General features: G+C 65.1%; 7 protein-coding genes and 1 pseudogene. 7 read left to right on the top strand and 1 reads right to left on the bottom strand.

What is annotated here, in order from left to right:
* From LO50_RS17940 to LO50_RS17925, 4 genes and pseudogenes are all read left to right on the top strand, one after another.
* Positions 1-435, top strand: a pseudogene (locus tag LO50_RS17940) (HAD-IIIC family phosphatase); the annotation flags it as partial.
* The gene (locus tag LO50_RS17935) at positions 432-680 is read left to right on the top strand and encodes an acyl carrier protein (protein ID WP_008567163.1); all 249 of its coding nucleotides are present in this window, start codon (positions 432-434) and stop codon (positions 678-680) included. The pseudogene LO50_RS17940 and the gene LO50_RS17935, both read left to right, overlap by 4 nt.
* A 3-nt stretch (positions 681-683) precedes the next feature.
* Positions 684-1,748 carry a hypothetical protein gene (locus LO50_RS17930; RefSeq protein ID WP_044315846.1) on the top strand — a complete coding sequence of 355 codons (1,065 nt, stop codon included), beginning with the start codon at positions 684-686 and terminating at the stop codon, positions 1,746-1,748.
* A 77-nt stretch (positions 1,749-1,825) separates the two neighbouring features.
* Entirely contained in the window at positions 1,826-2,809 is a 984-nt protein-coding gene (locus LO50_RS17925) for a lipid A deacylase LpxR family protein (RefSeq protein ID WP_044315845.1), read from the top strand.
* 31 nt (positions 2,810-2,840) lie between these two features.
* Here the strand turns inward: LO50_RS17925 and LO50_RS17920 are convergent, their stop codons facing one another.
* Positions 2,841-4,727, bottom strand: a complete 1,887-nt coding sequence (locus LO50_RS17920) for a sigma-54-dependent Fis family transcriptional regulator (RefSeq protein WP_044315844.1) — start codon at positions 4,725-4,727, stop codon at positions 2,841-2,843.
* 257 nt (positions 4,728-4,984) lie between these two features.
* Between LO50_RS17920 and LO50_RS17915 the strand changes: the two genes are divergently transcribed.
* The 3 genes from LO50_RS17915 (at position 4,985) to LO50_RS17905 (ending at position 11,168) form a co-directional block, all read left to right on the top strand.
* Entirely contained in the window at positions 4,985-6,865 is a 1,881-nt protein-coding gene (locus LO50_RS17915) for an NAD(P)-binding domain-containing protein (protein ID WP_236690602.1), read from the top strand.
* A gap of 396 nt (positions 6,866-7,261) precedes the next feature.
* On the top strand, positions 7,262-8,812 hold the full coding sequence (locus LO50_RS17910; RefSeq protein ID WP_044315843.1) for a sensor domain-containing diguanylate cyclase: 1,551 nt from the start codon (positions 7,262-7,264) through the stop codon (positions 8,810-8,812).
* 226 nt (positions 8,813-9,038) lie between these two features.
* On the top strand, positions 9,039-11,168 hold the full coding sequence (locus tag LO50_RS17905) for a TonB-dependent siderophore receptor (RefSeq protein ID WP_044315842.1): 2,130 nt from the start codon (positions 9,039-9,041) through the stop codon (positions 11,166-11,168).
* Positions 11,169-11,196 lie beyond the last annotated feature (28 nt).

Below are 11,196 nucleotides of genomic sequence, written 5' to 3'. Positions count from 1 at the left end.
ACCACCCGCCGCTATACCGAAGCCGAAGTCGAGCGCATGGCCAGCGATCCGCAAACCATCGCGTTGGCCCTGCGGCTGGAAGACAAGTTCGGCGATAACGGCCTGATCAGCGTGGTGCTGGCGCGACCGGATGCAGCTATCGAGGCTGACGAACTGCTGATCGACAGCTGGCTGATGAGCTGCCGCGTGCTGGGCCGTCAGGTCGAAGCGGCAGTGCTGGAGGTGCTGGCCGATGCGGCAGCAGCTGCCGGCTGGGGCGCACTGGTTGGCAAATACCGCCCCACCGAACGCAACGGCATGGTCGCCGAGCACTATCCGCGGCTGGGCTTCGAGCAGCGCCCCGCCCCTGCCAACGCCGCTACCGATGCAAGTTTCTGGCGCTACGAGCTGGCCTCGCGCGCTTCCATCAACCATCACATCCAGGTGCAAGCATGAACGAAAAGGAAATTCTCCAGGCGCTGACCCAGGTCTTCCACGACGTGTTCGACGATGACGATATCGTCCTCACCTCCGAAACCACCGCCGACGACATTGATGGCTGGGACAGCCAGACCCATGTGCTGCTGATCGTGGCCGCAGAGCAACGCTTCGGCATCAAGTTCCGCACCGCCGAACTGGAATCGCTGAAGAACGTTGGCCACTTCGCGCAACTGATCCAGACCAAACTCGGAGGGCGTTGAGTCATGGCCAGATCCGTCGATACATGCCCGGACGGCGTTGCCGCCGGGGCCCAAGCAGACCAGCGGCGGATACGTGCCGGCTACCTGCTGGGCATGTTCGCCGGGCTGTTCGGGATGCTCGGCGGCTTTGCCGCCCTGCTCGCCTGGCTCAATCACACCGACAACCTGCCGCCACCGGCCTTCTCCAACAGCCTGTGTGTGGACGAAAAGCTGCACTTTCTGCGGCACAACCCCATCGCCGATCCGAACCTGCTGATCGTCGGTTCCTCGGTCGCCTGGCGCCATGTCGATGGTGACGTGCTGATCGAGCAGACGCCTGGCTTGCGTCCGCTCAACGGTGCGTTCTGCGGCCTGCACGCCAACCAGTCGACCTATGTCGCCAACTGGCTGCTGGACCGTGAACCCAGCGTCCGCCAGGTGGTGATGATCGTCGATCCGCTGGACTTCGCCGGCTGCTGGAAAGTGCCGGATGCGGTGTTCGACCGCGAGGATGCCGATCACTACGTTTATCAGCAGGCCTCACGCTGGGGTTACTACATGCGCTACTTCTCGCCGCGTTCGCTGTTGCGCAATGCGCAGACGGTCAAGGCGCAGCGGGCCAACGAGATCGAATGGGACCCGTTGGTGTTCACCCGCCACGGCGACGGGCCGCTGGAGCCGCAGGGTGATCGCGGCCTGTTTTACGACAAACCGGACGCGCTGGATGACAGCTGCTTTGTCGCCCTGGGCGAGCTGTCGAAACGCCTGAAGAACGAGCAACGCCAGCTGCTGGTGGTTTCCACGCCCCTGCATCCGCAGTGGAAAGCCAAGGTCGATGCCGATGGCAGCTTTCTCGCCCGCTTTGACGCCAAGCTGAACGCCGCCATCGCCGGGCATGACGGGGCTCAGTATTGGAACGCCGATCGCGAATGGGTTGCTCCACCGGCCGCCTTCGTCGACGCCATTCACCTGCGCTGGTCAGCCGTGCATGACTTTTCCGCGGCACTGGCCGAGCAACTGCAGGAAGCCAGACAGGAGATGGTCAGCAAGGCGGGGCTGGCCAGAAACGGCGCGTACGACGCGCCCTGATCGACAAGCGAACCGCTGGAAGCGGTGATGGTCCTAGAAAGAACATACAAACAAGAACGTAAGCCAGGAGTTGAATCATGCATTCTCGTTCTTTGCTGTGCTTGTGCCTGCTCGCCGCATCCATCACCGCCCCCGCCGTCAGCCATGCGGACATCCTCGCCATCAAGGCGGAGAACGACATCATCGCCTCGGGCAGCGATGGTCACTACACCAACGGCCTGGAAGTCATCTGGGGTCTCGAACCGGACGACCAGAGCTGGACGCGGCGCTTCGCCGATCTGCTGCCCGGCTGGTCGGGCAATGCCGTCGACAACGTCGCCTACCGCTTCGGCCACCAGATCTACACGCCAGAGGAAATCGAAACCCGAAATCTGATCGAAGACGACCGCCCTTACGCCGGCCTGCTGTTCGCCGGCATGTCGATGTTTTCCGACACCCAGTACGACGGCTGGCGCGCCGCGCAAGGTCTGCACCTGGATGTCGGCATAGTTGGCCCGGCGGCGGGCGGCAAGCGTTTGCAGCGTGCCGTGCACAAGGCAACCGACAGCGACGAGCCCAACGGCTGGGATAATCAGCTGGAGAACGAACCCTTCGTCAATCTGGGCTATCAGCATCGCTGGTGGCTGCAGGAGCGCTTCGCCGGGCTGGAGCTGGAATACGGCCCGAGCGTGGGCTTCGCCCTCGGCAACCTGTACAGCTACGGCTCGGCCGGGCTGGGCCTGCGCCTGGGGCAGAACCTGCAGCGCAGCTTCAGCATCCCCGCGGTGACGCCGGCGCAAAGCGGCAGCCAGTTCTTCCGCCCCGGCGGCGACTTCGCCTGGTACGGCTTCGCCAATCTCGAAGGCCGCTACATGGCGCACAACATGCTGCTGGACGGCAACACCTTCGAGGACAGCCACTCGGTTGACCGTCGCGAGTGGGTCGGCGACGCCAAGCTCGGCGTGGCACTGACCTGGAGCCGCTGGCAGCTGGCGTTCGCCAGCGTCTGGCGCACTCGCGAATTCCAGGGCCAGCAGGAACACGACCAGTTCGGTTCGATCACCCTCTCCACCGCGCTCTGACCCACTGACGGCGGGCATCGCGCCCGCCGGTTCAGTTACGCGAGATGCCGTGCTTGCGCAGCTTGCGATAGAGCGTATTGCGACTGATACCCAGCTGTTCCGCCACCCGACTGACCTGCCAGTGCCGTTCGCGTAGCACCGTGAGCAGGGCCTCGCGCTCGGCCGACTGCAACGGGTCACGAGGTGCCTCGACCTCGCCCATTTCGGCCGGCAGCACGGCAAGCACGTCGTCCAGCCCAATGCGCCCCTGCTCGCTCAGCGCGACCAACGTGCGCAGCAGATTGCGCAGCTGCCGCACATTGCCCGGCCAGCTGTAGCGCAGCAAGGCTTGCCGCGCGGCCGGCTCGAGACAGATCGATTCGCCTTGCGCTTCTTCCGCCAGCAGGTGATCGAGCAGCGCAGCCTTGTCGCTGCGCTCGCGCAACGGTGGCAACGCAATCATCAGCCCGCCAAGGCGGTAATACAGGTCTTCGCGGAACGCGCCGCCGGCAACCAGCGCGCGCAGGTCGTGATGACTGGCGCTGATCAGGCGGATATTCAGTTCGGTCGGCGCGGCAGCCCCCAGCGCGGTGACCTTGCGTTCCTCCAGCACCCGCAACAAGCGCGTCTGCAGCGCCAGCGGCATGTCGCCAATCTCGTCGAGAAAGAGAATCCCGCCGTTGGCCTGCTCCAGCTTGCCGACCATGCCCTCGCGCCGCGCGCCGGTGAAACTGCCGCCGCGATAGCCGAACAGTTCGCTTTCGATCAGCGTCTCGGGAATCGCCGCGCAATTGAGTGCCACGAACGGCCGACCGGCGCGGCTGCTGGCGCGATGCAGTGCGCAGGCGAATGCCTCCTTGCCGGTGCCGGTCTCACCTTGCAGCAACACCGGCACGTCCCGCTCGAGCACCTTCAGCGCACGGCTGAAACCGGTGCGAATTGACGGATCGAGCAGACACAGGCCCGGCACATCGGCCGGCTCCTGGCGCGGCGCAGCAACCACGCGCAGCTGCGGCCCGCGCAGCTGGCAGAACAGCCGCTGACCGTCATGGGTATGCAAGGGCCAGCAAGCCCCCGGCTGCGGTCGCGCACGCTCCAGCAACTGATCCAGACGCACATCGAGCACAGTTTCCAAGGGCCGGCCTAATAGCGCCTCGCGGCTGCTGGCGAGCAGGTTGAGCGCGGTTTCGTTGATCGCGGTGATCCGTCCCTCGCCATCGAACGCCAGCAGGCCTTCACTGAGCAGGCCGATGTATTCGGGCTGGGCATGGAAGCGCAGCAGGTAGTTGCCCTCGCAGTGCTGCAGGAAGAAACAGCTTTCGATGAGCTTGGCCGACAGGTTGGTCAGCGCCATGGTGTGAAAGCGCAGCTGGCGCGACAGGTCTTCGCGCGCCGACGACACATTGAGTACGGCAAGCAAACCGCCTTCGGCATCGAACACCGGGCTCGCCGAACAGGTCAGTGCTGCGTGCCGGCCACGGAAGTGCTCGTCACGCCGAATGGTCAGCGCCTGGCGCTCCAGCAGGCACAGGCCGACGCCATTGGTGCCCTCGGTCGCCTCGTTCCACACCGCCCCGAGCCAGAGCCCGGCGCGCTGGAATTCCGCACGCTCGGCCTGATCCGCCACGCTGTCGATCACCACGCCGCTGGCGTCGGTCAGCAGTACCGCGTGGCCGCTACTGCCCAGCTGCTGGTGCAGGCTGTTCATCTGCCAGTGGGCGACGGCGATAACCCGGTCCAGCCGCTCGCGATGCTCATTGAGCCGCGGACTCTCGATCACGCAGGGCGCGCGCGGGCTGGTGGGGTCGAGCTGATGCTGCTCCAGGCAACGGCGCCAGGAACGCGCAATGGCGGGATCGGCAGCGGGGCCCTGGCTGGCTGCGGTGCCTTCACCGAAGCTGAGGACCTGGTGCGCGTGCTGACTGAGGCGAGAGGTCATTCTTGTTGTTCTCCGCGATGTTTCGAGGCGGTTTCGCGCCCAGCATAGGCCAATCGCCCGGCCGACGCATGCTGTGCCACGGCTGGTACAGAGTGTCACCCCCGCCGTACTGGGGATGGCACAGCGCACGCTCGACCGGGCAGTCCCGATACGACTCCAGGCCAGATACGACGCTGCGCGCCGGTTGCTGGCCCGCCGCTTGCTCTGCTGCAAGCACGGTATCCCCGTGAATAACAACAATGACCAGGAGAACCACCATGCGTCCCAGTAACGACGTTCCCTTCGATCTGAAAACCGATAACGGCAGCGACCTCGGCGGTGACCGCCAGGCCACCGACACCCGCTCGCCCACCGAACAACTGGCCGCCTGGGTCGAACGCCTCGGCCAGCGCCTGGCGCAACGCGACGTCGATGGCACGCTTGAGCTGTTCGCCGACGACTGCCATTGGCGTGACCTGGTGCTGTTCAGCTGGAACCTGATCACCCTCGAAGGCAAGGCCGACATTCGCGACATGCTGGAAAGCCGCCTGGAAGCCACCCGGCCGGACAACTGGAAGCTCGAAGGCGAAGCGAGCCTGACCGACGGCGTGCTCGAAGGCTGGATCAGCCTGGAAACCGACGTCGCCCGCGGCAAGGGTTACGTGCGCCTGAAGGACGGCCTGTGCTGGACGCTGCTGACCACCATGCGCGAGCTAAAGGGGCACGAGGAACCGCTCGGGCGTCGTCGCCCACTGGGCGCCGAACATGGCCACGGCCTGGCCGACAAGCGCAACTGGCTGGAAAAGCGCCGCGACGAGGAAGCCGCACTGGGCATCACGGAACAGCCCTATTGCCTGGTCATCGGCGGCGGCCAGGGCGGCCTCGGCCTCGGTGCGCGACTCAAGCGCCTCGGCGTGCCGACGCTGATCGTCGACAAGGCCGAGCGCCCCGGCGACCAGTGGCGCGGCCGCTACAAGTCGCTGTGCCTGCACGACCCGGTCTGGTACGACCACATGCCTTACCTGCCCTTCCCCGATCACTGGCCGATCTTCACGCCCAAGGACCAGATCGGCGACTGGCTGGAGATGTATGCCAAGGTCATGGAGCTGAACTACTGGGCGAAAACCGAATGCGTGAAGGCGAGCTTCGACGAAGCCGAGGGCCGCTGGACGGTCGAGGTCCTGCGCGACGGCAAGCCGATGACGCTCAAGCCCTCGCAGCTGATCCTCGCCACCGGCATGTCCGGCGTGCCCAACGTGCCGGTCTATCCGGGTGCGGAGACCTTTGCCGGTCAGCAACATCATTCCAGCCAGCACCCTGGCGGCGACGCCTGGCGCGGCAAGCGCGCGGTGGTCATCGGTGCCAACAACTCGGCCCACGATATCTGTGCGGACCTGGTCGAGAACGGCGCGGACGTCACCATGGTGCAGCGCTCCAGCACGCATATCGTGCGTTCCGACACGCTGATGGAAGTGGTCTTCGGCCCGCTCTATTCGGAGGATGCGGTCGAGAGCGGACTGACCACCGACAAGGCCGACATGCTGTTCGCCTCGATCCCCTACAAGGTGCTGCCGCAGTTCCATCACCAGGCCTTCGAGCAGGTCAAGGAACGCGACAAGGCCTTCTACGACCGCCTGGCCGCAGCGGGCTTCATGCTCGATTTCGGGGATGACGAATCCGGCCTGTTCCTCAAGTACGTGCGCCGCGGGTCGGGCTACTACATCGACGTTGGCGCCTGCGAGCTGATCGCCGACGGCACCATCAAGCTGAAAAGCGGGCCAGGCCTAGGCGTCGATCACATCGAGCCGGATGCCGTGGTACTCAACGATGGCAGCCGCCTGCCGGCCGACCTGATCGTCTACGCCACCGGGTACGGTTCCATGAACGGCTGGGCGGCGCGGCTGATCTCCCAGGACGTCGCGGACAAGGTCGGGCGCTGCTGGGGCCTCGGTTCCGGCACCACCAAGGACCCGGGTCCGTACGAAGGCGAGCTGCGCAACATGTGGAAGCCCACGCAGCAGCAGAACCTCTGGTTCCACGGTGGCAACCTGCACCAGTCACGGCACTACTCGCTGTACCTGGCACTGCAGCTGAAGGCGCGCTTCGAGGGGCTGGATACCTCGGTCTACAAGCTTGCGCCGAGCTATCACCAGGGCTGAAGGCACATCGGCTAGCTCGAATGAAAAAGGCCCGCATCAGCGGGCCTGTTTCGTAGTCAGCTCACCCCCGCCCAGAGCAACAACCATCACGTTCAGCATAGGCAGAGCCAGACAAGGCAGCGCCAGTTGTCGGCTCAGCCGAGCTGCGCCGGCCGCCACAGCACATGGAGCCCGAGCGGCCGCCCAGATCAGGAAGAACACCCACACATCTATTTGCCACACTGCGGTAGTTGTACCGGCAGCAGGCGATTGACCCAGAGCAGGCCGCCAGCTCTATATGTATGAGAAGCCATTCGTCAGCCGCACGCTGCCTGTATCATTCCCGGCCCTTTGGCTTCCACTTGCCCTGAAGCCTCCATTGGCGCATGCCAAGCACGCATCGGAGAATCGCGTTTCATGCACCGGCTGGATCTACAGAAACTCACGCTGCTGCTGGCGCTCGTCGCCGGCCTACTGACCTTCGGTAACACCTTCTTCGCCGGCTACAGCTCACAGCGCGATCAGTTGTTCGAGCAGACTCTGGAGGCAAATCGGGCCTATGCGCGCAAGCTCGCCGACACCACCGATCAGTTCTTCCTCAATAGCCGTCGCGAGCTCGCCTATGCCGCAGAAGAGCTGTCGACGCGCTTCGCCGACCCGATCGCGCGTGACAACGAGACCGAACGACTCAAGCTCAAGAGCGAGCAGTTCAGCCGGACCGTTATCGTCAGCGCCTCTGGAGAGATCGTCTCGGCGTCGCCGGAAAGCGCCGGCCTGGTCGGGCTCAAGGTCAACAGCACAGGCGCGGCACGCGCACTGAAAGAGCGTAAGCCGCTGACCACGGATCCCTACGTGGCCACCGATGGTACCTATCTGATCGCGGTAACCCATCCCATCTTTGCCCCCGATGGCAGCTACCTCGGCTATATCAGCGCCTCGCTGTTCCTGCGCGAGCGCAACGCACTGCACGGCCTGCTGGGGGTGCATTACTACCGCGACGGCTCCTACCTGTACGTGGTCGACACCCAGGGCAGACTGATCTTCCACGAAGACGGCAAGCGGGTCGGCCAGAACGTATCGAGCAATGTGGTGGTCCGGCAGGTGCTGTCGGGCCAGGAGGGCAGCCAGCGCGTCATCAATACGCTCGGCGTGGACATGCTCGCCGGCTTCGCGCCCATGCAGAGCACCGGCTGGGGCATCATCGCCCAGCGCCCGACCGCTGCCATCACCGCGAAGCTCGAACAGCTGGCACGGACCACGCTGCTCAACGCAGTGCCGTTCACGCTGATCTCGCTCGCGGTGTTCTGGTGGCTGTCCAGACTCATCTCCAGGCCCATTCGCGCGCTGGCCGACACCGCCGAACACTGGGGTGCACCGGAAGCCGCCGCCCGTATCTCGACAGTCAATTCCTGGTATTTCGAGGTCTCGCGATTGAAGGTCGCGATGCTCGCAGGCGTCTCCCTGCTGCAGCAGAAGATGGGTGCACTGGAAGCGGCGTCCATGACCGACCCGCTGACAGGATTGCGCAACCGCCGCGGCCTCGAACTGGCCCTCAAGCAGTTCGACCTGCTCGATCAGCGCTACGCGGCAGTGACACTGGATATCGATCACTTCAAACAGGTCAACGACCAGCACGGCCATGACGTGGGCGATGCGGTGCTGCGCTTTCTCGCCGAAATCATGAAGGAATGCTCACGCCCCACTGACGTGCTGTGCCGCATGGGTGGTGAAGAATTCCTCATGCTGCTGCCCGAGACAGACGCCGCCGGCGCCAGCATTGCGGCAGAACGCCTGCTCGCCCGCCTGCGGCAAACTGCTAGCCCGACCGGCGCACCGGTAACAGCATCCATCGGCATCGCCTGCAGTGACCGCTATGCGTCCTCCGACGCGACTTTCAAGGCCGCGGACGAGGCGCTCTATCAGGCAAAGCGGGCCGGCCGCGACCGCGTCGTCCTGGCCTCCGCCTGAGCGCCGAGCAGCCGCCGGATGTGACCCCCGAGCCGCTTGGCAGCCGCCGCTCACCTGCGCTGCGCGGCGCGCTGGGTGCCTGTCGCCACGCGCTCGATCTGCCTGCGCCGCTACGCCCAGCGCAACCTGCCGTAGCATGCGACAGTTGAGATATATTTCTATTTGATAATCGTTTTCGTTGCGATTAGGATGCCCGCCCTCGCTCCCTTCCCTCAAGGATCATTCGATGCGGCGCCTTCTCCTCCCGATGCTCGCGGTTCCAGCCCTCACCTGCCCTGCCGTGGTTTCAGCCAACGACGAACCGCCTGCTGAACCGCTGGCACTGGAGGAGATGCAGGTCACCGCATCGGCCGAGCGCGCCGACGGGCCTGTGCAGGGCTACCGGGCAACCCGCTCGGCCAGCGCCACCCGCACCGACACCGCGATCCACGAAACCCCGCAATCGATCAGCGTGGTCCCGGCGCAGGTCGTCGAAGACATCGGCGCAACGCGCCTGGAAGATGCGCTCGATTACGCCGGTGGGGTGGAACGTGGCAACAACTTCGGCGGCCAGGGCCTGACCGAATTCCTGGTGCGCGGCTTCAGCACCCAGGAGTTCTACCGCAACGGCTTCGCGGTGAACCGCGGCTACCCCAACATGCCCGACGCCAGCACGCTGGAGCGCATCGAAGTGCTGCGCGGCCCTGCCTCGATGCTGTACGGTCGCGGCGATCCGGGCGGCACCTTCAACATCGTCAGCAAGCAGCCGCAGGCGGAGCGGCGCACGGTACTCGGCAGCCAGGTGAACACCGACGGACTGCGCCGCGGCACACTGGACACCACCGGCGCACTGGACGAGAGCGCCGCGTTTACCTATCGCCTCAACCTGGTCGCCGAAGGCAGCGACAGCTTCCGCGATCACGTCGAAAGTGAGCGCTACAACATCGCGCCAGTGCTGCGCTGGCAGCTCAGCGACGACACCGCGCTGATCCTCGAAGGCGACTATCTGCACAACCGCCACCCCATGGACCGTGGTCTTACCCGCTACCCCAACCAGGCCGGCGACCTGTCGCGCGATCGCTTCCTCGGGGAGGAAAGTGCCGGCAAGCTGACCAACCAGAACGCCACCACGCAACTGCGCCTGGAGCACCAGCTGGATAGCCAGTGGATGCTGCGCGGCGGCATCCAGTACCTCGACGGTAGCCTGGACGGCGGCGCAGTGGAGAACAATGGCCTGGCCGCCGATGGCCGCACGGTCGGACGCAACTACAGCGAGCGCTGGCTGAACTGGAACGACCTGGCGGTGCAGGCCAATCTGGAAGGTCACTTCGATGCCGCGGGTCTGGCCCACACACTGCTGCTCGGTGTGGAGTTCGACGACTTCAACTACGACTCCCAGATCGATCGCTCGGGTGGTGCTACCAGCGACTTCCCGATCGACCTCTATGATCCGGTCTACGGCCAGCCGCTGCCGGCGCTGACCCGCACCACCACCTACGATGACGAAAACCTGAAGTCCTACGCGTTCTTCCTGCAGGACCAGATCGCCCTCACCGAGCGCCTGACAGCGCAGGTCGGCGCGCGCCTGGAACGCTTCGAGCAGCGCTATGAAAACAAGCTGACCCCCGCCGGCAGCTGGGACCAGGCGCACAACGCCGTCTCCCCGCGTTTCGGGCTGATCTACGACCTGACCGAGGAGTTGGCCGTCTACGCCAACACCTCGCGCTCGTTCAAGCCCAACCGCGGCGCCGACCGCAGCAGCCAGGCGTTCGACCCGGAAAAAGGCATCGCCCACGAAGTCGGCATCAAGTACGAGCTGCCGGAGCACGACCTCAGCGTCACCGCGGCGCTGTTCCACATCACCAAGGAAAACGTGCTGACCAGCGATCCGGTCGACAGCAACTACCAGATCGCCGCCGGCGAAGCGCGCAGCCGCGGCTTCGACATCAGCGTGGCCGGCAACATCACCCCGCAATGGCGCGTGATCGGCGGCTACGCCTACGTCGATGCCGAAGTCACCGAAAGCTCGAGCGCATCGATGCCGACCGGCACGCGCCTGGCCAACGTGCCGCGGCACAGCTTCAACCTGCTGGATACCTACGAATTCGCCGAAGGTCCGCTGGCCGGGCTCGGCGTTGGCATGGGCGTCAAGTACGTCGGCGACCGCAAGGGCGGCGCCACCAGCACCGCGTTCGACATGGACGCCTACACCACCGTCGACCTGCTCGCCTACTACCCGCTGACCGAACGGGTTCGCCTGAACCTGAACCTCAACAACCTGTTCGACGAAGAGTACGAAGAGCGCACCTGGGGCAACATCTGGGCCTACCCGGGCGCCCCCCGCACCCTCCAGGCCGGCATAGCGATCACGCTATAACGAAGAAGGGCGCAGCCTGCATGGCTGC

Source organism: Stutzerimonas stutzeri, from assembly GCF_000935215.1.
GTDB lineage: Bacteria > Pseudomonadota > Gammaproteobacteria > Pseudomonadales > Pseudomonadaceae > Stutzerimonas.
This window is presented reverse-complemented; position numbering and strand designations above follow the sequence as displayed.

Bases quoted from the DNA above. Each gene is read 5' to 3' on its own strand.
- LO50_RS17935 (WP_008567163.1), top strand. From the start codon at position 432: ATGAACGAAAAGGAAATTCTCCAGGCGCTGACCCAGGTCTTCCACGAC.
- LO50_RS17930 (WP_044315846.1), top strand. From the start codon at position 684: ATGGCCAGATCCGTCGATACATGCCCGGACGGCGTTGCCGCCGGGGCC.
- LO50_RS17925 (WP_044315845.1), top strand. From the start codon at position 1,826: ATGCATTCTCGTTCTTTGCTGTGCTTGTGCCTGCTCGCCGCATCCATC.
- LO50_RS17920 (WP_044315844.1), bottom strand. From the start codon at position 4,727: ATGACCTCTCGCCTCAGTCAGCACGCGCACCAGGTCCTCAGCTTCGGT.
- LO50_RS17915 (WP_236690602.1), top strand. From the start codon at position 4,985: ATGCGTCCCAGTAACGACGTTCCCTTCGATCTGAAAACCGATAACGGC.
- LO50_RS17910 (WP_044315843.1), top strand. From the start codon at position 7,262: ATGCACCGGCTGGATCTACAGAAACTCACGCTGCTGCTGGCGCTCGTC.
- LO50_RS17905 (WP_044315842.1), top strand. From the start codon at position 9,039: ATGCGGCGCCTTCTCCTCCCGATGCTCGCGGTTCCAGCCCTCACCTGC.